The following is a 22,158-nucleotide window of genomic DNA, read 5'->3' on the forward strand; positions in this document are numbered from 1 at the left end:
CCACTCTGTCGGGTCCTGCCTGCGGCAGGTCCCTCCGGCGCCTCCGGCGGGGATATTTCCGGCAAGAAAAAACCCTTTTATCTTTTTCTTGCTGAAAATATCCCGGGGAGCCTGCACATGCAGACATGTGCAGGCGGGGCGGAGCCCCGATCTGCCGGTAAGGCCTGGACCAGATTGATATCATTTTGCGCATCGTGCGGAAACCCGATCATCCAACGGATTTGTGAAGCCACGGGCTGACCCTCCGCATGCTAGCCTCGCACGAGGAGGTCCCCATGCGCCCAGCCCTTATCGCCGCCTGCCTGACGCTCCCGGCTCTTCCGGCCGACGCCCAGCGGATGTCGCATTGCATCGCCATCGCCAATGCCGCGCCCGGGTTGGAATACGTGCAGCTCGCCGGATTTCGCGATCCGGTGCCGGAATATTCGGTCCGGCTGAGCTATGTGGCCCATTCCACCTATCTGATCCAGACCGTCGGCGGGCTGTCGGCGATGACGGACTATGCGGGCTTTCATGGCAATGTCGATTTCATTCCCGATGTCGTCACCATGAACCATGCGCATTCCTCGCATTTCACCGGCGCGCCAGACCCGGCGATCGGGCATGTGCTGCGCGGCTGGTCCGAGACATTTGGAGAGGCCGCCGAGCATCACCTTGATCTGGGCGAGATGCTGATCCGCAATGTCTCCACCGATATCCGCTCCATGGGCGGGGTGGAGGAGAACGGCAATTCGATCTTCATTTTCGAGGCCGAGGGGCTCTGTATCGGCCATCTGGGGCATCTGCATCACGAGCCGAATGAGGATCAATATGCCGCCATCGGGCGGCTCGACGTGGTGATGGTGCCGGTCGACGGCGGCATGACGCTGGATACGCCGTCGATGGTGCGGGTGGTGGAACGGCTGAAATCCTCGATTGTTCTGCCGATGCACTGGTTTTCAGGCTCTTCGCTGAACTGGTTCCTTGAGGAGCTGGAGGCGGAATTCGACATCGACATCCGGCGGGAGAGCGAGATGACCGTCTCCCTCCGTGATCTGCCGGAGCGGCGGACCATTGTCGTGCTGCAGCCCAGCTATCTGCGCGAGCCGGATTAGGCCGGATTACGCTGGGCGCGGACGCGGCGCGGTGCTAGCACTTCCGTTATGACGCATGACCTGACCCCTGCCGACGACGCCTTTGCCGCCCGCCTCCGGGCACAGCTTCCACCCGCCGCCTTTCGCGAGGTCACGCCCGGTTATCTGGAGGAGCCGCGCGGTATTTTCCACGGCCAGGCCGGGCTGATCGTGGCCCCGGCGACGGTTCAGGAGGTGTCGCTGGTTCTGGCAGAGGCTAATGCGGCCCGGGTCCCTGTCGTGCCCTATGGCGGCGGAACCGGGCTGGTTGGCGGCCAGATCTCCCCCGAGGGGCCCGCGCCGCTGCTGCTGTCGATGGAACGGATGACGGCGATCCGGCGCGTCGATCCGCGGGAGAATGTGCTGGTGGCAGAGGCGGGCGCGATCCTTGAGGATATCCATAGCGCTGCCGCCAAGGTGAACCGGCTATTCCCGCTGTCGCTGGCCGCCAAGGGATCGGCCCGGATTGGTGGCAATCTGGCGACCAATGCGGGCGGGGTGAATGTGCTGCGCTACGGCAATGCGCGCGACCTCTGCCTCGGGCTGGAGGCGGTTTTTGCAGACGGGCGCATCTGGCACGGGCTGACCCGGCTCAGGAAGGACAACACCGGCTATGATCTGCGCAATCTGATGATCGGGTCCGAGGGGACGCTGGGGGTGATCACGGCGGCGGCGTTGAAACTGTCGCCTGTGCCGGTGCAGACCGGCGTGGCCTATGTCGCCGTGCCCTCTCCGGCGGCCGCGCTGGACCTTCTGGCGCTGGTGCGCGACCGGGTGGGGGAGGCGGTCTCGGCCTTTGAGATCATCTCCGGCATGTCCCTGGCCTTCCTTGAGGAAAAGCTGCCGCAGATTCGCCGCCCCTTCGACCCGGCCCCTGACTGGATGGTCCTGATGGAGCTGGGCCTGCCCGCCGGGATGGACGCCGCGGCAGAGCTGGAAGCGGTCCTGGCGGAGGCCTGGGAGGCGGAGCTGGTGAGCGATGCGCTCATCGCCCAGAACGCGGCGCAGGGCGTGGAATTCTGGGAGGTGCGCGAACAGATCCCGGAGGCAAACCGCCTGATCGGGGCCGTCTCCAGCCACGATATCTCTCTGCCGCTGGGCAACCTGCCGGAGTTCATCGCCCGGGCGGACCAGCTGGTCGCTGCGCTTGGCCCCTTCCGGATCAACTGTTTTGGCCATCTGGGCGACGGCAATCTGCATTACAACGTCTTCCCGCCGAAAGGGCAGGCCAAGGCGGACTGGGCGCAGCATCGCCCGGCGGTGAAGGATGCGATCTATGATCTGGTGGCGGAGCTGGAAGGCTCCATGAGCGCCGAACACGGCATTGGCCGGATCAAGGTCGAGGACCTCGAACGCTACGGCGATCCGGTGAAGCTGGAGATGATGCGCGCCATGAAACAGGTCTTTGACCCCAATGGCATTATGAACCCCGGAGCAGTTTTGCGTGCGGAACCTTAGGCTTAGCCGGCGCGCTTGATCCTGGGTTTGGCGACGCGGCGACGCAGCCCCTCCAAAAGCTCCTCCTGCGGGATATCGGCGATCACGGCGATCTTGCGCAGGCGGAAATGGACATGGGCCATTTCCTGATAATAGCTCGTATAGGCGTAATTCGTCACCGCCCCTGCGGCGGCGCCCAGCACCGGCACGGTCTGCGCCGCCAGCTTCTGGCCCAGAACGGCGGCAAACCGGGGTGCGACCCGGGCGATCAGCGTCTGGACCGTCGCCCCCGACAGCGCCACGCGGGAGGTGAAGAAGGCCAGATCCGCCCCGTCATCCTCCTTCAGCGGCCCGGCGGCGGCAAAGATGCGGATACAGTCGAACTGGACGCTTTCGGCATCGGGATCAAACCCATGTTCCCGCGCCACCCCCTGAATGGTCCGGAGCAGCAGGGTCGTGGTCACCGGCAGCTCCGCCATGGCGGAAGGCAGCCCGCCGAACCCGCCCGCCGCCCCCATGGAGGCGGTGATGACCCGGTTCAGCCAGTCCGGCTGATCCCCGATCACCCGGCGGGATCCATTGGCCGCCCGCATGGAGGTGTTCAGCGCCGATTCCGTCACCCGGTCCAGCCGTGCGCGGATATCGTCCGGCAGCCGGTTCAGCAGCCCCTCCGCACTGTCGCCGATCAGGTTGAGCAGCTGCAGCCCCAGCCCGCCCGCGCGTCGGTAGCGGCGCGCCAGCGCGTCGAGCTCTGCTTCAACGTCGATCTCTTCGGGCTCGTCCGGCAGCAGCTCCGGACCGGCGATGGATTTCGGCTTGGCCATGGGCACTCCCTTCTCCTGCCTAATAGGTTGGGGCAGGGGGGCGCCGGTTCAAGATGTGCCGTCGCTGGCTTTGTGGACCATGCCGGTGACGCCCTCCCAGGCGCCCGCCCGCAGCTCCAGCCCCAGAATGCGGTCTGGGTTGGTGGGCGGCGGCATCTCCACCCCCTCCAGCTTGGTAAAGCCGAACCGGCTGTAGTATGGCGCGTCGCCGACCAGCATCACCCGGTCCCAGCCTGCGGCCCGCGCGCGGTTCAGCGACTCCGCGATCAGTAGCCCGCCCAGGCCTTCCCCCTGATGCGTCGGATGCACCGCCACGGGGCCCAGCAGCAAGGCAGGCAGATCGCCCACCAGAATCGGCCAGTAACGGATCGCCCCGCCGATGACCCCGTCCTCTTTGGTGACCAGGCAGAGCGGGCCAACCATCGGAACGTCATCGCGCAGCCGGTAGGACGACAGGGCCGTCCGCCCCGGCGCGAAACACAGGTCATACAATGCCTCGACGTCCCACCAGTCTGCCGCGGTCTCTTCGGTCAATTGGAACACGCGGCAGGCTCTCCTCGTGTGTCTGGCGTTCCGGGTCTTTCGCGCGGGTTAACATGCGGCTATTCCGGGAGCAAACAAGTGGAGACCCCGAGAATGTTCTACGAACCGAAAAACGGCCACGGCCTGCCGCACAACCCGTTCAACGCCGTTGTGACGCCGCGGCCGATCGGCTGGATCTCCACCAGGGGCAAGGACGGCCGCGACAACCTCGCCCCTTACAGTTTTTTCAATGCCGTGGCCTATGTTCCACCGCAGGTCATGTTTGCCTCGACCTCTGCCAAGGACGACAGGGAGATCGGCAAGGATTCCGTCGGCAATATCAACGACACCGGTGTTTTCTGCGTGAACATCGTGGAATATGCGGCGCGGGACGTGATGAACCTGACCTCCGGCTCCTATGCGGCGGGGGAGGACGAATTCACCCTGGCAGGCATCGAGAAAGCCGAATGCGAGGTTATCGACGGCCCGCGTGTGGCCACGGCGCCTGCGTCACTGGAATGCCGGATGACCCAGATCGTCAAGCTTGAGGGCGCGGCCAACTACCTCGTTCTGGGCGAGGTTGTCGGGGTGCATCTGCGGGACGATTGCATGGTTGACGGGCTGTTCGACGTCACCAGATTTCAACCGCTCACACGGCTGGGTTATCAGGATTACTCCACGATCCGCGAGGTCTTTTCGCTTGTAAGACCGAAATAGACAGCGATTTAACCTAAGCTAAACTTGCCCGACCAATATCAGTCCAAAGGCAGATCGAGGTCGAGCATGGATAGACATATTGTTATCGCCGGACAGGGGCGCGCAGGAAGCACTCTTTTCTACGAAATGATGCGCCACGCGCTCGCCGGATTTGAGATGCCTGCCAAAGAAACCCGGGCCCTGTCCATCATCGACCGGCCCGGCAATTTCTGTACCAAGCGGCCGTTCGACATTTTCGACATTGAGAAGGTCCTTGAGGCGGCCGGCACGCAAAAGCGTGTCGACCTGATCGTCACCCTCCGCGATCCGCGCGATATCCTGACCTCCCGGCATGCGCGGCTTCAGGGCGACTATTTCTATGCCGCCGACAAATGTTATCGCATCCTTCCGGATCGGGAACCGGAATTCATCATGCCGGGGTTCCTGCCGGTGCATCAGCGCATCGTCGAGGTCTTGCAGACCGATTTGTTCCCGCAGGGTGTATTTCTGCTGAAATATGAGCACCTTGTAGAAGATCCGGATCGGATACAGGGCATTCTGGCGCAGGCGCTTGATCTGGAATTCACCGACTCATTTGTCAATTTCCACGAAAACCAGGTCGCCTCGGAAAACCAGAGCGCGATGAACGGATTGCGCGCCCTTGACCGCAGCCGTCAGGCGAAATGGCGCGCGCCGGAACACCGGGAGCGCATCATCGACCAGTTCACCCGGTTTCCGGACCTGCACGACATCGTCATCGGTCTTGGCTACGAAGACGACCGGTCCTGGTTCGACGAGATTGTTGCAGAAAAACCCGTCCGGGCCGCGGCAGGCTGACAGTCTGCTGATTTGGCGCCGAAATTAACCACGGCTTAAACCCCAAGAACAATCTCGTCTTAAAGACAAGAATAATTGGGGCAATAGAATGAACAGACATGTGCTGGTGACCGGGCATACCCGGGCCGGATCTTCCCTGCTGTATTCCATGTTGCAGCGCACCCTTACCGGGTTCAGCATTCCGGGCCCGGAATTTCCGGCCCGCGCAGTGTTGATGATGCCGGGCAGCACGTGCTCGCGCCGCGGGTTCGATATCTTCGAATTCGAAAAGATCGTGGAAGCCTCCGCAGGGCGCAAACGGCTTGATATGATCGTCACGCTGCGGGACCCGCGGGACATCCTGACAAGCTACGACCCGCGACTGCCCGAGGATTACGTCTGTTCCGCCGATCACAGCTATTTCCTGGCGGGGCAGGGACAGCCGCAGCAAATCCTGCCGGGTCTGCTTCAGACACATGCCGCAATCGTGGCGGCCGAGGCCTCCGGGGCCCTGCCGCAGGGCATCTTCTTCCTGAGGTATGAGCATCTCGTCTCGGAACCGCAGCGCGTGCAGAACCTGCTGGCAGATTGTCTGGAGCTGGAGTTCAGCGGCGATTTCCGGGATTTCAACACCAGAGAGATTGCGGCCCATGGCGATGCGCTGACCGGTCTGCGCCCGCTGGACGGCAGCCGCATCGAAAAGTGGCGCGCACCGCATCACCGGGCCCGGATCATCGACCAGTTCACCCGGTTCCCTGAATTGCACGAGATCGTCGAAGGCCTGGGATACGAGCCGGACAGAAGCTGGTTCGACCATCTGGTCGCCACGCCCGAAGCGCAGGCAGCCATCGCATAAAAAAGGGCGGAGACATCTCCGCCCTTGTCCGTCTCAGTGCCCGCCGAGGATGCCCGTCCGCACGCCGTAATCCACGGCCAGCGCGTAATCCGGGTCATCCTCGCTATCGACCATCAGGTGACCGGCCTTGGTCAGCAGGCGGTGACAGTCGCGCGACAGATGGCGCAGCTGGATGCGCTTGCCCGCCGCCTCATACTTGCCCGCAACATTCTCGATCGCCTGCAGGGCGGACTGGTCGACCACCCGGCTGCCCTCGAAGTCGACGATCACCAGCGCGGGGTCTGTCTTGATATCGAAAAGCTCCACGAACCCGTCCGAAGAGCCAAAGAAAAGCGGCCCCTGCACCTGGTACACCTTGGCCCCTTCGGGCGTCATGTAGGTCCGGGCATGGATGCGCCGCGCATTGTTCCAGGCATAGGCGAGGGCAGAGACGATCACCCCCACAACGACGGCCACGGCAAGGTCGGAATAGACCGTCACCACCGTCACCAGCACGATGACAAAGGCATCCGTCAGCGGCACCTTGGCAAGGATCTTGACCGAATTCCAAGCGAAGGTCCCGATCACCACCATGAACATCACCCCCACCAGCGCCGCCAGCGGGATCTGTTCGATCAGCGGCGATGCGAAGAGGATGAACGACAGCAGGAACAGCGCCGCAACAATCGCCGCCACCCGCGTCCGCCCGCCGGATTTCACGTTAATCATGGACTGGCCGATCATGGCACAGCCGCCCATGCCGCCAAAGAAGCCGGTGATGACGTTCGCCGCCCCCTGCGCCACGCATTCCTGCGAGGCACCACCGCGCTTGCCGGTCATCTCTCCGACCAGGTTCAGCGTCAGCAGGCTCTCGATCAGCCCGATCGCGGCAAGGATGACCGAATAGGGTAAGATGATCTCCAGCGTCTCCCAGTTGAGCGGCACGGCGGGAATGTGGAAGGGCGGGAACCCACCCTGGATCGACGCCATGTCGCCCACCCGCGGCACGTCGAGACCGAAGCCGATCACGATGGCCGCGGTGATGGCAATGCCCGCCAGCGGCGCCGGGATCACCTTGGTAAACTTTGGCAGGGCCCAGATGATCGCCATGGTCACGGCAACCAGCGCCAGCATCGTCCAGAGCGGCGCACCCGACAGCCATGCGCCGCCGCCCGTCCCATGGCCGGTATTCTCGACCGAGCCGGGCACCTTGAACTGCGTCATCTGCGCCAGGAAAATCACGATGGCGAGGCCATTGACGAAGCCCAGCATCACAGGATGCGGCACCAGCCGGATGAATTTGCCCCATCGCATGACGCCTGCAATGACCTGCAGGATGCCCATCAGCACAACCGTGGCAAAGAGGTATTCCACCCCATGCTCCGCCACCAGCGCGACCATGACCACCGCCAGCGCCCCCGTCGCGCCGGAGATCATGCCAGGCCGACCGCCCAGAACGGCCGTCACCAGCCCGACAAGGAAGGCTGCGTAAAGCCCCACCAGCGGGTGCACCCCGGCGACAAAGGCAAAGGCCACCGCCTCCGGCACCAGCGCCAGCGCGACCGTCAGGCCCGACAGCAGTTCGGTGCGCAGCCGGGCAGGGGTCATCTCCTCCCCGGCGGATACGCTGAGATCTGGAAGGGTGAGGCGTTTGGCAAAGGAGCCCAGGGTCGGTCTGGTCATCGAAGTCCGTCTGTCTTGTATATGATGTCTAGGGTTGCGCCCCGATAGCGCACCGGCCGCAGTGCGGCAACCTTTAGGGGCCCGAATTCCCCGCATCGGCCCGCGACCCTTGCCTCCGGCACAAACCGTGGCACCTTTGCCATTGTCCTCCGACCGCCGCGCGGCCACAAAGAGGCGATGCAGAGGGAGACAGCAATGACCACCCAGATGCTGGCCGTGATCGGTGGATCGGGCCTTTACGAGATCGACGGGCTGACCGAGACCAAGTGGCATGTCGTGGAAACCCCCTGGGGTGCGCCCTCGGACCGGATCCTGACCGGCCGTCTGGACGGGCTCGCCATGGCCTTTCTGCCGCGCCATGGGCGGGGCCATGTGCATTCCCCCTCTGACGTGCCCTACCGCGCCAATATCGACGCGCTGAAACAGCTGGGCGTGAGTCATGTCCTGTCCGTCTCCGCCTGTGGATCGTTTCGGGAGGAGATGGCGCCGGGCGATTTCGTCATCCCCGACCAGTTCATCGACCGCACCAAGGGGCGGGAAAACTCCTTTTTCTCCTCAGGTTGCGTCGCCCATGTCTCCATGGCCCATCCGACCTGCACCACACTGGGCGCCGCCGCCGCCGCCACGGCCCGCGCGGCGGGTGTGACCGTGCACGAAGGCGGCACCTACCTCGCCATGGAGGGCCCGCAGTTCTCAACCCTCGCCGAAAGCCGCCTCTACCGCAGCTGGGGCTGCGACGTGATTGGCATGACCAATATGCCCGAGGCCCGTCTGGCAAGGGAGGCAGAGCTGCACTACGCCACTGTCGCCATGGTCACCGATTACGACAGCTGGCATCCGGATCACGGCGCGGTCGACATCACCCAGATCATGCAGGTGCTGCGCGCCAATACGGCGCATGCCCGGGCGATGATCGCGGGACTTCCGGCCACCATGCCCACCACCTGCGACCAGGGCTGCGCCACGGCGCTCGACTACGCCATCATCACCGCACCCGACCGGCGGGACCCCAAGCTGATCAAGCGGCTGGCAACGGTCGCAGGCCGGGTCCTGGCCTGATCCCGCGAAGAGAGAGCCCCATGAAGACCGTCCAAGACTACATCCGCACCGTCCCCGACTTCCCGCACGAAGGGATCATGTTCCGCGACGTGACCACGCTCTGCAACGACCCGCAGGGCTTCCGCATGGCCATCGACCAGCTGGTCGCCTCCTTCGCCGGTCAGAAGATCGACAAGGTCGCGGGGCTGGAGGCGCGCGGCTTCATCCTGGGCGGCGCCGTGGCGCATCAGCTCTCTGCCGGTTTCCTGTCCATGCGCAAGGCCGGAAAGCTGCCGGGCCGGGTGATCGGACGCGACTATGCGCTGGAATACGGACAGGCAAGGATCGAGGTGAATGACGATGCGGTCTCCCCCGGCGACCGGGTCCTGATCGTCGACGACCTGCTGGCGACCGGCGGCACCGCCCAGGCCGGCATCGAACTGATCGAGGAGCTGGGCGGAGAGATCGTCGGCTGCACCTTTGTCATCGACCTGCCCGACCTCGGCGGCCGCAAACGGCTGGAGGCGCTCGGCATGTCCGTCACGGCGCTGTGCAGCTACGACGGCCTCTGACCCGTCGCCCGGCGCTCGCTCCTGCCAAAGCATCGCCCCGCCCGCCGTCCCTGGCCCTCCCCTCAATATTTCTCTGGTCTTCAAATATCCTGGGGGTGAATTGAGCCGCAGGCTCAAGAGGGGGCAAAGCCCCCTGACCCCGGCGACCGCCGAAGGCGGGCGCAAACCCTCAGACCGGACCAGCCCGCGCTCACCCGTCCGAACGCAGAAAGCCCATCACGGCCTCCCGCACCGACTGCTCCCCCGCCTCCCGCGCCGCATCGATCACGGCCCGCAAAGCGCCCAGATCCGTCCGCATCAGCAGGGATTTCACCGGCCCGATGGAAGCAGGCCGCATCGACAGGCTGCGCAGACCCATGGCCGCCAGGCAGATCGCCTCCACCGGCCGCCCCGCATCCTCACCACAGAAACTCAGCGGCGTGCCCGTCTCCGTGCAGCGATCGACGATATTCTGCAGGAAGGTCAGGAAGGAGACGTTGAGCGTATCATATCGCCGCCGCACCCGCTCATTCTCCCGATCCGCGGCAAAGAAGAACTGCTTCAGATCATTGCCCCCGATCGAGAGGAACTGCACCTCCTCAAAGAACTGCCGCGGCGCAAAGGCGAGCGAGGGCGTCTCCAGCATCGCGCCCACTTCCAGCGTCTCGGGCAGGGGATGGCCGAGGATGCGCTCGCGCTCCATCGCCTTCTCCATCTCCGCCCGGGCGGCGCGGTATTCGTCATACTGGGCCACAAAGGGGAACATCACCGTCAGCGGCCGCCCGTTCGCGGCCCGGATCAGCGCCTGCAGCTGCATCCGCATGACCCCGGGCTTGTCGAGCCCCACCCGGATCGCCCGCCAGCCAAGCGCCGGGTTAGGCTCGTCATTGGGCTTCATATAGGACAGCACTTTGTCCGACCCGATATCGAGCGTGCGGAAGACCACGCGCTTGCCATCCGCCGCATCCATGACGCGGGCATAAAGCGCCGACAGCTCCGACCGCTTGGGCATCTGGTTGCGCACAAGGAACTGAAGCTCCGTCCGGAAAAGGCCCACGCCCTCCGCGCCCGACCCCGACAGCGACGGCAGATCGGCCATCAGCCCCGCGTTCATCGTCAGATGCACCCGCTCTCCGCAGCGCGACACGGCGGGCAGGTCGCGGATCGAGGAATAGCGCTCCTGCGCCTTGGCCTGCATCGCCATCTTGTCGCGGAAGGCGTTCACGACCGTATCCTCCGCCCGCAGATGCACCACGCCGCTGTCGCCATCGACAAGGATATGGTTGCCGTTCAGCGCCTCTGTCGTGATCCGGCTGGCATGGATCACCAGCGGAATTGCCAGCGCCCGCGCCACGATGGCCGCATGGCTGCCGACCGATCCCTCCTCCAGCACGATCCCCTTCAGCGACCGGCCATAATCGAGCAGCTCGGCAGGCCCGATGTTGCGGGCCACCAGCACCGGATCGGCGGGCATCTCCGCCCCGGTCTCGCTGCCCTGACCAGAGAGGATCCGCAACAGGCGGTTCGACAGGTCATCAAGGTCATGCAGCCGGCCGCGCAGATAGGGGTCGGTGATGGTCGACATACGCGCGCGGGCGTTGGATTGCTCCTTCTCCACCGCCGCCTCGGCCGAAAGGCCGCGGGCGATATCCTCTTCCATCCGCCGCATCCAGCCCTTGGAATTGGCGAACATCCGGTAGGCTTCGAGGATCTCCAGCTGTTCCTTGTCGCCCCCCACGGCGCCCGCCAGCAGTCGGTCGACCGCACCCCGCAGCTCCTCCACGGCGACCGCCAGCCGCTCTGCCTCGCGTACAGGATCCTCGGCGATGGGATTGGTGATCACCACGCGCGGCTCGTGCAGCCAGACATGGCCCTCCGCCGTGCCTTCCTGGCCGGTGGTGCCGCGAAAGACTTTTGGCTGTGTATGCGGCGCCGACAGCGCCGCGCCTTCGCCGACAAAGACACCCAGCTCGGACATCTCGGCCAGCACCATGGCGACCACCTCCAGCGCGGTGATCTCATCGTCGGAATAGCTGCGCGCGGTTTTTGACTGTACCACCAGAACGCCGCGCTTTTCGCCCAGCCGCTGGATCGGCACACCGGCGAAGGAGGAATAGATCTCTTCCCCCGTTTCCGGCATGAAGCGGAACCCGGGCTCCTTCGGCGCATCGGCCGTATTGACGACGCGCCCCGCGCGCGCAACGCGTCCGACCAGACCCTCGCCCAGCCGCATCCGCGTCTGATGCACGGCTTCGGCCTTGAGGCCTTCGGTCGCGCAGAGCTCCAGTGTCTCGGCATCCCGGAACAGATAGACCGAACAGACCTCTGTCCGCATCGAATCGGCAATCAGGGCAGTGATCTTGTCCAGACGCGCCTGACCCGCCGCATCCTCGGCCATTGCCGTGCGGAGCCGCGCCAGCATCTGCCGGCTGTCGGTCTGGAAATTGTCGCTCATGCCCGGGCAGCTGTCCTTCTGGCCTCTGCCGGGCATGACTAGACCATTGGGGCGGGGATTCCAAAATCTCTTTTCGTCCCGGCACGCAGGCGAACCGTCGCATGCCCGGCGATGCCTCACTGTGCGGCAGATGTGGGGTCCAGCATGCCGGGGACTTCGGTTATGATATTGGCCGGAAAGCCTGACAGCTCGGAATGCTTGCGGATCGCGTCTTCGTCCTTGGCGAGGTAGACGCAGAAGGTCTTGTCCGCAGCAATGAAAGAATGCTGCCACTGCACGTCAGTGCCGATCGCCTTCAGCGCGTCGCAGGACGCTTTGGCCGCCTGGGCCGCCTCGGGCGGAGACAGCTTGCCGATTCCGGGCACGTCGCGTTCGATGATAAAGCGTTTCATGTGATATCCTGTCAATTTTCTTTAGGGGATGAGCGCAGCTCTCTGCGTGTGATCAGGATAATTCAGGCTGGTATGGTGGGGGGAGCGATGATTTCTAGCCGGCAATAAAGGTTGGCTTTATACTCTCAGCATGCGTGTCGATCATCTCAACGGGCTCAGGGCGACGGAGGCGGTGCTCCGTCTCGGCAGTTTCCGCGCCGCGGCGGATGAAATAGGCATTACGACCGCCGCCGTGGGGCAGCGGATCCGAACGGTGGAGCTGGCGTGGCAATGTCAGTTGTTCCGACGCACCCCGTCAGGCCCGGAGCCGACCCCCATGGCGCGACAAATAGAGAGGCGTCTGGCCGAGGGGCTGCATGCTCTCGCCTCCGTCCAGTCCACGCTCAGCCACGTGCCGCGTCGGAACCGGCTCTGGCTCACGATGACGCAGGCGCTGGCTGAACACTGGCTGCCACCGCTTCTGCCGGAATTCCTGTCCGAAGAGGGTGTGATCGACCTGCGCGTCGACACCTCACCTGAACTGGTGGATTTTTCGACCGCGGAATTCGACTTCGGAATGCGGTTCATAGGCACGCCCGGTCCCGGTCTGGCATCAGTCCGGCTGATGCCCGGCTCCCTTGCCCCTGTCTGCACGGCAGATTTCGCGGAGCGCTATGACCTCCATCCGGGCCGGACGGATATCACGGGCGTCCCCCTGTGCAACGTCGCCGCCCCGAACAGCGACCCCGACTGGCTGTCCGACTGGGACGGATGGTGCGAACGCTCTGGCGTGACCCGCAAGTCGGACCGCGAGTCCGATCCGCATTTTTCGCATTATGCGGCTGGGCTGCGGCTGACGACGTCCGGGCTGTCGATGATGCTGTGCGGGCTGCTGACCTCGTTCGAGCCGCTTCAGGACGGGCGGCTTGTCCTGCCTTTCGGCCCCGACAGCGTGATCTGGACCGGGTATTCGACATGGCTGGTCTGGTCGGCGGACCACACGCTGTCGCCCTTGCAAAAACGCTTCCGCGACTGGCTGGTGGCCGAGGCCGAGGCGTTCAACCGCGACCTCGACTCATGGCTGGCAGAGCAGAGCGCGGCTTAGCCCGCTTCGTTGATTTTGATCCAGTTCTCATGGACCCAGCCCATGTAGGGATAGTTCAAATAACGGGGGTTTTCGCTGCAGGTGAGCTGCCGATAAGACATGTTGTAGGACACGCCCAGCCATTTGCCCTTTTTGTCAAAAATATAGACATCGTCCCCATTATGAACTTCGTCGATCTTACGGTAGTCTGAGCCCGGACCAGTCCGCACAGCAAGGAAACCGTCGCCGCCCGCCTTCAATCCGGACACTTTGCCCGACAGATACCAAGCGGCCTGGCATCCGCCGAATTCGTTTTCAAGGATTTGAACATCCAGCTTGTTCGCATGCGCCACAGCCGGCAGCAGAGACAGCAGGATAACGGTCATAATGCGCTTCATAGGTATCTCGCTCCAGGATAAGGATTTAATACCTTCACCCTATGCGATGGCCTTGAAACGCCAAAATGACAAAAACTGTTGTCAGGCCTTTTCCAGCTCGAACGTGTCGTGCAGCGCCTGTACCGCCAGTTCCATGTACTTGCGGTCGATCAGGACGGAGATCTTGATTTCCGAGGTCGCGATGACGCGGATATTGATCCCCTCATCCGACAGCGTCTTGAACATCTGCGCCGCCACGCCCGACTGGGACCGCATGCCGATGCCCACGGCCGAAACCTTGGCAACATTGGTATCCGCGACCAGCGCCTGGAAATTGATCTCGCCCCGCTCTTTCGCGGCATTCAGCGCCTTTTCCGCCCGCGCGACCTGATCGACGGGGCAGGAGAAGGTCATATCCGTGCGACCCTCCTCGGCGATGTTCTGGATGATCATATCGACGTTGATCCCGGCCTCTGCCAGAGGGCCAAAGATCGCGGCGGCGATCCCGGGCCGGTCGGCGACCGAGATCAGGGTCATCTTGGCTTCATCGCGCGAGAAGGCGATGCCGGAGACGGGGCGATTTTCCATGATATCCTCCTCGGCACAGACCAATGTGCCGGCGTCATCTGATTGTTCCTCAAAGGAGGAGAGCACCCGCAGGCGCACCCCGAACCGCATCGCCAGCTCGACAGAGCGGGTCTGCAGCACCTTGGCGCCCAGCGAGGCAAGCTCCAGCATCTCCTCGAAGGCAATCTTGTCGAGCTTGCGCGCCTTGTCGGTGATGCGCGGATCGGTCGTATAGACCCCGTCCACATCGGTGTAGATATCGCAGCGTTCCGCCCCGAAAGCGGCGGCAAAGGCCACGGCGGTCGTGTCCGACCCGCCCCGGCCCAGCGTGGTGATCCGGCCCTCGGGCGACACGCCCTGGAACCCGGCCACGACGGCGACCTTCATGCCCTCGGCGAATTTCGCATTGATATTCTCGGTCGGGATCTCCTCGATCCGGGCCTGGGAATGGGCGGAGTTCGTTTTCAGCGGCACCTGCCAGCCCTGCCAACTGCGCGCCGGGACGTCCATTTCCTGCAGCGTCAGCGCCATCAGGCCGGCGGTCACGTTCTCGCCCGACGACACCACGGCATCATATTCCCGCGCATCGTAGAATTTGGAGGTCTCGCCGACCCAGCCGACCAGCTCATTGGTCTTGCCGGACATGGCCGACACGATGACGATCACGTCATAGCCCTTGGCCACCTCGACGCCGACCCGTTTGGCGGCGCGGCGGATGCGGTCCAGCGTGGCGACCGAGGTGCCGCCGAATTTCATCACGAGAACGGGCATGTACTGTCCCTGACAAGTTTCGCGGCGGTTTAAGCGGGGTCAGGGAAAAGCGCAAGGGTCACGGTGTTTCGCGCCTTGGGCCAGAGTGTTCTCAGAACGGGATTTTCTGTCCGTCATAGGCCTCGAAACAGCCAGAGGAAGCGGGGCCCAGCTCGTCGAACCGGTCTATCAGCCCGGCAACCGACTCCGCGACGGAGATATCGGCGCCGCTGCCCCCCATATCGGTCCGAACCCAGCCCGGATGATAGGCCCCGACGGCAATCCCGTCGCCAGCCAGATCGCGGGCCAGATTGCGCGCAAGGTTCAGAGCGGCCGCCTTTGAGGCGCGGTAGATATAGGACCCGCCCGGCGCACGCTCCTGCGATCCCATCGCAGAGGAGATCACGGCCACCTTGCCCTGACCGGCACGCCGCAGCGCCGGCAGCAGGGCCTGCACCGTCAGAAAGGGGCCGGCGACATTGACCGCCATTTGCCGCGCCCACATCTCTGCCGGGAACCCGTCCTCCAGCGGCTGACCCTTGTCGAGGTAGACGCCCGCATTGCAGACCAGCAGATCGACGGGATCGGTACCAATCGCGTCAAGCAGGGCGGAAAAGTCCGGCGCCCCGGCCAGATCGAGCGGAACCAGATCGCCGCCGCCCGTGGTCGAGGTGCCGATCACGCGATCCCCCCGGACCGACAGCGCCTGCATCAGCTCGCGCCCGATGCCGCGACTTGCGCCGGTGACAACGGCCCGCATCAGTTCGCCTTGGATTTCGGAAGGAAGGGCAGGGGCATCACCGGCACGCCCTCTTCGGCCAGCTTACGCGCCTCGTCCAGCCGCGCCTCGCCATGGATGGATCGCGCCTCTGCCTCGCCATTATGCATGCGCCGCGCCTCGCTCACGAAATCGCGGCCCACATAATCCGAATTTTCGGTGATCTTCTTGCGCAGCTCCGCCATGGCCTGTTCCGCCGGGCTGGCGGGCGCACTCAGCGGGGCCGCCTCCTTGGAGACGCGCGGCGCCATCAGCGCCTTTTCGACCTTTTCGGACCCACATACGGAACAGGTCACCATGCCTTTCGACTGTAGCTTGTCGAAGGCATCGGCGGACTGGAACCAGCTGTCAAAGCGATGATCGTGATCGCATTTGAGGGAGAACTGAATCATCGGAACCCCGGTCGGAAAACTGTCACATTACATAATGCGAAGCCGGGGTGTTGCAAGCGTCGGCGGGCCGAAACAGCAATGACCCGTACCAATTGCGCGCTTAGTGCCACTGGCGCGGATCGAAGGTCCGGATCAGCTCTGCCAGTTCAGGCTCATCGACCTTTTTCGCGGCTTTCTTGCGACTGAACCACTTGCGCCGACGCTGCCCGGCTTCCGGATATTCCGCCCGCATCAGCCGTACCCGCACCGGGAACAGGACGCCGACACAGGGAATTTCCAGCCCGTCTTCCAGCACCTTGCGATAGCCGTAAGTGCCAAGCGGGGTAGAGGTCACGCGCCCGATCACGCCCGCCTCTTCCTTGGCTTCCTGCAGCGCGGCCTCATGCGGTTCCTTGCCCGGCATCGGCCAGCCCTTGGGGACGATCCAGCGTTGCGTGCCGCGGCTGGTGATCAGCAGGATCTGAACCTTGCCATTCACGATGCGGTAACATAGCGCCGCATATTGCTGGCGCACCTCCGCCGGGTCGAAATTCCTCAATTCGCGGGGGATATCGAAATCGCTGTGAATGCTCACGGTCGGTCCTGCCTGAAACGTGGTAATCTGCTCCGCCTCCCTCCCATTTCAGGGCTCAGAGGTTATTAATTCGTTATTGGATTAAAAATACATCCGGCGCGCGACTCGAGCAAACGATACCGCAGCGCCGGACTCATATTTTTAAAGGCTGCTGATCAATACGGCACAGTAGGGTGTACGGTGCCGTATTCCTTATTCCGTACCGGAGGGATTGTAGAGCCCGGTCAGCAGATCGTCCTTGGACACCTGCCCGATCAACTGGCCATTTTCGGTGACGCCGACCGGCACGGTCGATCCGATCAGCCGGTCCATCCCGTCGCGGATCAGCATGTCGGCATCTATGGTCTGCTCCGGCGTCCCTGTGACCGGCTGCATCAGATCCCGCGCCCTGAGAACCCCCAGCGGGTTCATATGCTGAACGAATTCCTTGACGTAGTCGTTCTTGGGATCGCGGAAGATGTCCTGCGGCGTGCCCATCTGCACGATCCGGCCGCCCTCCATGATGGCGATCTTGTTGCCCAGCTTGAACGCCTCGTCGAGGTCATGGGACACAAAGATCAGCGTGCGCTTCAGCTTCTGCTGCAGCTCCAGCAGCTCATCCTGCAGCTTGGTCCGTATCAGCGGGTCGAGTGCCGAAAACGGCTCGTCCATCAGCAGGATCGGCGCCTGCGTCACAAAGGCCCGTGCGAGGCCGACACGCTGCTGCATGCCGCCCGACAGCTCGCCCACCTTGCGCTCCGCCCAGTCCGACAGGCCGACCAGCGCCAGCTGTTCGTCGATGCGGGGATTGGCTTCCTTTTCGGACATGCCCGACAGCTCCAGCGGCAGGCCGACGTTTTCGCGCACCGTGCGCCACGGCAGCAGGCCGAACTGCTGGAAGACCATGGCGATATTGTGCATGCGCAGGCGCCGCAGCGCCGCGCCCTTGGCATGGGTCACATCGACCATGCCGTTGCCGTCATTGACGCTGACCGCCCCGCGCACCACGGGGTTCAGCCCGTTCACGGCCCGCAGAAGCGTGGACTTGCCCGACCCCGACAGGCCCATGAGCACGAGGATCTCGCCCTCCTCTACCTGGAGGGTGCAGTTATGGACGCCCAGAACCTGACCGGTGGCTTCCTGAATCTCAGCCCGATCCTGCCCCTTGTCCATGAGCGGAAGGGCCTTGTCCGGCGACTGGCCAAAGACGATGGAAACGTTGTTGATATCGACAGCGACACTCATTTGCGGTTCCCCAGGTTCAGGATCCGGTCGAGCATGATGGCGACCACGACGATGACAAAGCCCGATTCAAAGCCGAGCGCGGTGTTGACCTGATTGAGCGCCCGCACAACCGGCACGCCCAGACCATTGGCGCCCACCAGCGCCGCAACCACCACCATCGACAGCGACAGCATGATCGTCTGGTTCAGCCCGGCCATGATCTGCGGCAGGGCATAGGGCAGTTCCACCTTGTAAAGCGTCTGGCGCGGCGTGGCGCCAAAGGCCCGCGCGGCTTCCAGCAGCGCCTGCGGGGTCGAGGATATCCCCAGATGGGTCAGGCGGATCGGCGCGGGCAGCACGAAGATCACCGTGGCGATCAGCCCCGGCACCATGCCGATGCCGAAGAAGACAATCGCCGGGATCAGGTAGACGAAGGTCGGCAGCGTCTGCATCAGGTCGAGGATCGGCCGGATGTAGGTATAGGCCTTGGGCCGGTGCGCGGTGAAAATGCCGATGGGCACGCCGATGGCCATACAGACCACGCAGGCCGACAGCACCAGCGTCAGGCTCTCCGTCGTCTCATCCCAGTAGCCCTGATTGAGGATGAACAGGAAGCCGACAAAGACAAACAGGCAGACCTTCCAGTTGCGTTGAAGCAGCCATGTCAGGCCCACGAAAACCGCGATGACGATCAGCGGATAGGGTTCCTGCAGAACCCAGAGGATGGACTCAATCAGTGTTTCCATCACGACGGAGAGGCCGTTCAGGAACCACTCCCCATTGTCACGGATCCATTCAAAGACGGCAGCCGCCGCCTTCCCGACCGGAATTTTAGTATCAGTCAGCCAATCCAGCAAAATATGTTCCCCGTTCCCGGCCTCTCTGGCGGAGGCGCATTGGTGATCTTGGTCTTGCGGGGCAGGGGATTAGGGCCATGCCCCGGAATGCGAAACCCCGCCGGCGGACCGGCGGGGCTCAATAGGCCTCAGAGGCCGAAAGCGTCCTTCACGGCCGCGGCGCCGTCACCGCCATCCGCGGTGGTCACGCCATCGACCCAGGCCATGACCGCATCGCCATTGGCCTTGATCCACTCCATCGTGGCCTCGTCCGGATCGGCGCCATCATCGAGGATCTGACCCATGATACCGTTTTCCATCTCAAGCGAGAAATCCATCTGGCCGAAGAGCTTGCCCAGGTTCGGGCATTCCTCGGAAAACCCCTTGCGGGTCACGGTGTTCACGACACCTTCGCCGCCAAAGAAATCTTCGCCGCCCGGCAGGTACTTGAGCGAGAAGTTGGCGTTCATCGGGTGGGGTTCCCAGCCGAGGAAGACAACCGGCTCTTCTTTCTTATAGAGCCGCGAAACCTGCGCCAGCATCCCCTGTTCAGAGCTTTCGACAACCTCGAACCCTTCCAGGTCGAACTTGTTCTCCTCGGTCAGGGAGATCAGGTAGGCATTGCCCTCGTTGCCGGGTTCGATGCCGTAGATCTTGCCGTCCAGCTCATCCTTGAACTTGTGGATGTCGGCGTAGGACTGAAGGCCTGCATCCCAGGCATAGGTCGGCACGGCCAGCGTGTACTTGGTGCCGGCGAGGTTTTCGTTGATCGACTCGATCTCGCCCGACTCGATATAGGGGCCGATGGCGCCGTTCTGAGCGGGCATCCAGTTGCCCAGGAACACGTCCACATCGTCCGACTCGAGCGAGGCGAAGGTCACCGGAACCGATAGGATCTTCACGTCGACGTCATAGCCGAGTGCTTCGAGCACGTGTTTCGCGGCAGAGGTCGTGGTGGTGATATCGGTCCAGCCCACATCGGACATGGAGACCTCGCCGCAATCGGCATGCACGACGCCGGCGGCGAGGATGGTGAGGGCGGAAACGGTGGTGAGAAGTTTCATGATGTCTCCCTTTTGTTGGTCGAAGTTTTTTGATTGACCAGTCAATCAGTCCATGGCTACCAAATTATTGCAACCATTTTCTTGTAGGAGCCCCGGTCCACGATGTCAGCCTCGCCCGCCAGAAAGCAGCAGCTCGTCGAAGCGGCGATTCATGAGATCGGGGCAACCGGCACTCTGAACGTGACTGTAGGGCAGATTGCGAAAAGGGCAGGGGTTTCGGCCGCGCTGGCCTTTCACTATTTCGGGGACAAGGACCGGCTCTTCCTCGCCGCGATGCGCTATGTTCTAACGATATATGGCGCAGAGGTGCGCGGCGCGCTCATCGCGGCCGATGGCCCGAGGGACCGGATCGAAGGGATCATCCGCGCCTCCTTCTCCACCACGAACTTCCGCGCCGATACGATCGCGGCCTGGCTGAACTTCTATGTTCTGGCCCAGACCTCCGACGAGGCGCGGCGCCTGCTGTCGGTCTACCATCGCCGTCTGCAGTCGAACCTGACCCATGATCTGCGCCCGCTGGCGGGCGAAAAAGCCCCTGAAATCGCCCAAAGATTGGGCGGGCTGATCGACGGCCTGTACCTTCGATTCGCCGTGAACCCCGAAGACACCGCCGGAAAGGACGCGATCTGCCACGTCCTGACCGCCCTTGATTCTGAACTGAAAGCCTGACCCGAATGGCCTCCCAGCCCAATATCCTCATCATCATGGTCGACCAGCTGAACGGGACCCTCTTTCCCGACGGCCCGGTGGACTGGCTGCATGTGCCGAACCTGAAAAAACTCGCCGCCCGCTCCGCCCGGTTCCGCAATTGCTATACGGCCAGCCCGCTCTGCGCGCCGGGCCGGGCGTCCTTCATGTCGGGCCAGCTGCCCTCCGTGACGGGTGTCTACGACAACGCGGCCGAATTCCCGTCCGACCTGCCGACCTACGCCCATCACCTGCGCCGCGCGGGCTATCAGACCTGCCTTTCCGGCAAGATGCATTTTGTCGGCCCCGACCAGATGCACGGCTTCGAGGAACGGCTGACCACCGATATCTACCCCGCCGATTTCGGCTGGACCCCGGATTATCGCAAGCCGGGCGAGCGGATCGACTGGTGGTATCACAACATGGGCTCCGTCACCGGCGCCGGGGTCGCCGAGATCTCCAACCAGATGGAGTACGACGACGAGGTCGCCTACAACGCCTCCCGCAAGCTTTATGACCTCGCGCGCGGCCATGACGCGCGGCCCTGGTGCCTGACGGTCAGCTTCACCCATCCGCATGACCCCTATGTCGCCCGCAAGGAATTTTGGGACATGTACGAGGATTGCGCGCATCTGGAGCCGGAAATCCCCGCCATCCCCTATGAGGATCAGGACCCGCATTCCAAGCGCATCTTCGACGCCAACGACTGGCGCGCCTTCGACATCACGGCAGAGGATATCCGCAAATCCCGTCGCGCCTATTTCGCGAATATCACCTATCTCGACCGCAAGATCGGCGATCTGCTCGACGTGCTGGACCGCACCCGGCAGACCGAAAACACCGCGATCCTGTTTGTCTCCGACCACGGCGATATGTTGGGCGAGCGCGGGCTATGGTTCAAGATGAACTTTTACGAAGGCTCCGCCCGCGTGCCCATGATGCTGGCCGGGCCGGGGGTACAGCCGGGCCTTGTGACCGACCCGGTGTCGAATATCGACGTCTGCCCGACCCTCTGCGATCTGGCGGGCATCACGATGGAGGAGGTCGCGCCCTGGACCGCAGGCGAATCCGTCGTCCCGCTGACCGCGGGCGGCAGCCGCGTGACGCCGGTGCGCATGGAATATGCGGCGGAGGCCTCCTATGCGCCGATGATCTCCCTCCGGCAGGGGCAGTGGAAATTCAACCGCTGCAAGCTGGACCCCGATCAGCTCTTCGATCTGGAGAGCGACCCGCATGAGCTGACCAACCTCGCCGCCGTCCCGGCCCATGCCGAGACGCTGGCCATGTTCAGCGCGGAGGCCGATGCGCGCTGGGACCTCGACCGGTTCGACGAAGAGGTTCGCCGCAGCCAGGCCCGCCGCTGGATCGTCTACGAAGCCCTGCGCAACGGCGCCTACTACCCGTGGGATTACCAGCCGCTCCAGAAGGCCTCCGAACGGTTCATGCGCAATCACATGGACCTCAATGTCGTCGAAGAAAACCAGCGTTTCCCGCGCGGAGAATGAT

At 63.5% G+C, this 22,158-nt stretch carries 23 protein-coding genes; 10 read left to right on the plus strand and 13 right to left on the minus strand.

What is annotated here, in order from left to right; genetic code table 11:
- The first annotated feature begins 275 nt into the window (after window positions 1-275).
- Together ACRARG_RS15610 and ACRARG_RS15615 are read left to right on the plus strand one after the other, a co-directional pair.
- The gene (locus ACRARG_RS15610) at window positions 276-1,094 is read left to right on the plus strand and encodes an MBL fold metallo-hydrolase (protein ID WP_432690940.1); all 819 of its coding nucleotides are present in this window, start codon (window positions 276-278) and stop codon (window positions 1,092-1,094) included.
- Window positions 1,095-1,142: 48 nt separating this feature from the next.
- Window positions 1,143-2,570, plus strand: coding sequence for an FAD-binding oxidoreductase (locus ACRARG_RS15615; RefSeq protein WP_432690941.1), 1,428 nt, complete (start codon window positions 1,143-1,145; stop codon window positions 2,568-2,570).
- Window positions 2,571-2,572: 2 nt separating this feature from the next.
- On the opposite strand, the gene ACRARG_RS15620 is transcribed toward ACRARG_RS15615, so the two are convergent.
- Together ACRARG_RS15620 and ACRARG_RS15625 are read right to left on the minus strand one after the other, a co-directional pair.
- Window positions 2,573-3,373 carry an EcsC family protein gene (locus ACRARG_RS15620; protein WP_432690942.1) on the minus strand — a complete coding sequence of 267 codons (801 nt, stop codon included), beginning with the start codon at window positions 3,371-3,373 and terminating at the stop codon, window positions 2,573-2,575.
- 48 nt (window positions 3,374-3,421) lie between these two features.
- Window positions 3,422-3,916 (minus strand): GNAT family N-acetyltransferase, encoded by a 495-nt coding sequence (locus ACRARG_RS15625; protein ID WP_432690943.1) that lies wholly within the window; start codon window positions 3,914-3,916, stop codon window positions 3,422-3,424.
- A gap of 93 nt (window positions 3,917-4,009) precedes the next feature.
- On the opposite strand from ACRARG_RS15625, the gene ACRARG_RS15630 reads away from it, so the two are divergent.
- From ACRARG_RS15630 to ACRARG_RS15640, 3 genes are all read left to right on the plus strand, one after another.
- Entirely contained in the window at window positions 4,010-4,612 is a 603-nt protein-coding gene (locus tag ACRARG_RS15630) for a flavin reductase family protein (protein ID WP_432691378.1), read from the plus strand.
- 66 nt (window positions 4,613-4,678) lie between these two features.
- Entirely contained in the window at window positions 4,679-5,428 is a 750-nt protein-coding gene (locus tag ACRARG_RS15635; RefSeq protein ID WP_432690944.1) for a sulfotransferase family protein, read from the plus strand.
- 88 nt (window positions 5,429-5,516) lie between these two features.
- On the plus strand, window positions 5,517-6,263 hold the full coding sequence (locus ACRARG_RS15640; RefSeq protein WP_432690945.1) for a sulfotransferase family protein: 747 nt from the start codon (window positions 5,517-5,519) through the stop codon (window positions 6,261-6,263).
- Between the two features lie 33 nt (window positions 6,264-6,296).
- On the opposite strand, the gene ACRARG_RS15645 is transcribed toward ACRARG_RS15640, so the two are convergent.
- The gene (locus tag ACRARG_RS15645) at window positions 6,297-7,925 is read right to left on the minus strand and encodes a SulP family inorganic anion transporter (protein WP_432690946.1); all 1,629 of its coding nucleotides are present in this window, start codon (window positions 7,923-7,925) and stop codon (window positions 6,297-6,299) included.
- 195 nt (window positions 7,926-8,120) lie between these two features.
- On the opposite strand from ACRARG_RS15645, the gene ACRARG_RS15650 reads away from it, so the two are divergent.
- Both ACRARG_RS15650 and ACRARG_RS15655 read left to right on the plus strand, forming a co-directional pair.
- The gene (locus ACRARG_RS15650) at window positions 8,121-8,984 is read left to right on the plus strand and encodes an S-methyl-5'-thioadenosine phosphorylase (RefSeq protein ID WP_432690947.1); all 864 of its coding nucleotides are present in this window, start codon (window positions 8,121-8,123) and stop codon (window positions 8,982-8,984) included.
- Window positions 8,985-9,004: 20 nt separating this feature from the next.
- Window positions 9,005-9,535, plus strand: coding sequence for an adenine phosphoribosyltransferase (locus ACRARG_RS15655; protein ID WP_432690948.1), 531 nt, complete (start codon window positions 9,005-9,007; stop codon window positions 9,533-9,535).
- Between the two features lie 190 nt (window positions 9,536-9,725).
- On the opposite strand, the gene ptsP is transcribed toward ACRARG_RS15655, so the two are convergent.
- Window positions 9,726-11,969: a phosphoenolpyruvate--protein phosphotransferase gene (gene ptsP / locus ACRARG_RS15660; RefSeq protein ID WP_432690949.1), complete on the minus strand. Its 2,244-nt coding sequence runs from the start codon at window positions 11,967-11,969 to the stop codon at window positions 9,726-9,728.
- A 116-nt stretch (window positions 11,970-12,085) separates the two neighbouring features.
- Complete coding sequence (locus ACRARG_RS15665; RefSeq protein ID WP_432690950.1) at window positions 12,086-12,361, minus strand: DUF4242 domain-containing protein; 276 nt, start codon at window positions 12,359-12,361, stop codon at window positions 12,086-12,088.
- Window positions 12,362-12,491: 130 nt separating this feature from the next.
- Here ACRARG_RS15665 and ACRARG_RS15670 point away from each other — a divergent pair, with 130 nt between their 5' ends.
- A complete protein-coding gene (locus ACRARG_RS15670; protein ID WP_432690951.1) occupies window positions 12,492-13,445 on the plus strand; it encodes a LysR substrate-binding domain-containing protein in 954 nt (317 codons plus the stop codon).
- On the opposite strand, the gene ACRARG_RS15675 is transcribed toward ACRARG_RS15670, so the two are convergent.
- The 8 genes from ACRARG_RS15675 to choX all read right to left on the minus strand — a co-directional run bounded on the left by ACRARG_RS15675 (window position 13,442) and on the right by choX (window position 19,965).
- Complete coding sequence (locus tag ACRARG_RS15675) at window positions 13,442-13,810, minus strand: SH3 domain-containing protein (RefSeq protein ID WP_432690952.1); 369 nt, start codon at window positions 13,808-13,810, stop codon at window positions 13,442-13,444. The genes ACRARG_RS15670 and ACRARG_RS15675 overlap by 4 nt on opposite strands.
- A 93-nt stretch (window positions 13,811-13,903) precedes the next feature.
- Window positions 13,904-15,139 (minus strand): aspartate kinase, encoded by a 1,236-nt coding sequence (locus tag ACRARG_RS15680; RefSeq protein WP_432690953.1) that lies wholly within the window; start codon window positions 15,137-15,139, stop codon window positions 13,904-13,906.
- 91 nt (window positions 15,140-15,230) lie between these two features.
- A complete protein-coding gene (locus ACRARG_RS15685) occupies window positions 15,231-15,878 on the minus strand; it encodes an SDR family oxidoreductase (protein ID WP_432690954.1) in 648 nt (215 codons plus the stop codon).
- Window positions 15,878-16,288: a DUF1178 family protein gene (locus ACRARG_RS15690; protein ID WP_432690955.1), complete on the minus strand. Its 411-nt coding sequence runs from the start codon at window positions 16,286-16,288 to the stop codon at window positions 15,878-15,880. Before ACRARG_RS15690 ends, ACRARG_RS15685 begins: the two co-directional genes overlap by 1 nt.
- Before the next feature lie 100 nt (window positions 16,289-16,388).
- Window positions 16,389-16,862 (minus strand): NUDIX hydrolase, encoded by a 474-nt coding sequence (locus ACRARG_RS15695; RefSeq protein ID WP_432690956.1) that lies wholly within the window; start codon window positions 16,860-16,862, stop codon window positions 16,389-16,391.
- A 192-nt stretch (window positions 16,863-17,054) separates the two neighbouring features.
- On the minus strand, window positions 17,055-18,086 hold the full coding sequence (choV, locus tag ACRARG_RS15700) for a choline ABC transporter ATP-binding protein (RefSeq protein WP_432690957.1): 1,032 nt from the start codon (window positions 18,084-18,086) through the stop codon (window positions 17,055-17,057).
- Window positions 18,083-18,919, minus strand: a complete 837-nt coding sequence (choW, locus tag ACRARG_RS15705) for a choline ABC transporter permease subunit (protein ID WP_432691379.1) — start codon at window positions 18,917-18,919, stop codon at window positions 18,083-18,085. Before choW ends, choV begins: the two co-directional genes overlap by 4 nt.
- A 131-nt stretch (window positions 18,920-19,050) precedes the next feature.
- Window positions 19,051-19,965 (minus strand): choline ABC transporter substrate-binding protein, encoded by a 915-nt coding sequence (gene choX / locus ACRARG_RS15710; RefSeq protein WP_432690958.1) that lies wholly within the window; start codon window positions 19,963-19,965, stop codon window positions 19,051-19,053.
- A gap of 102 nt (window positions 19,966-20,067) precedes the next feature.
- Here choX and betI point away from each other — a divergent pair, with 102 nt between their 5' ends.
- Both betI and betC read left to right on the plus strand, forming a co-directional pair.
- Window positions 20,068-20,634 (plus strand): transcriptional regulator BetI, encoded by a 567-nt coding sequence (gene betI, locus ACRARG_RS15715; RefSeq protein ID WP_432690959.1) that lies wholly within the window; start codon window positions 20,068-20,070, stop codon window positions 20,632-20,634.
- Between the two features lie 5 nt (window positions 20,635-20,639).
- The gene (betC, locus tag ACRARG_RS15720; protein ID WP_432690960.1) at window positions 20,640-22,157 is read left to right on the plus strand and encodes a choline-sulfatase; all 1,518 of its coding nucleotides are present in this window, start codon (window positions 20,640-20,642) and stop codon (window positions 22,155-22,157) included.
- The last annotated feature ends 1 nt before the right edge of the window (window position 22,158 follow it).

Origin of the sequence: Pseudooceanicola profundi (assembly GCF_050897955.1) — a bacterium.
In the GTDB taxonomy this organism is placed as follows: domain Bacteria; phylum Pseudomonadota; class Alphaproteobacteria; order Rhodobacterales; family Rhodobacteraceae; genus Pseudooceanicola.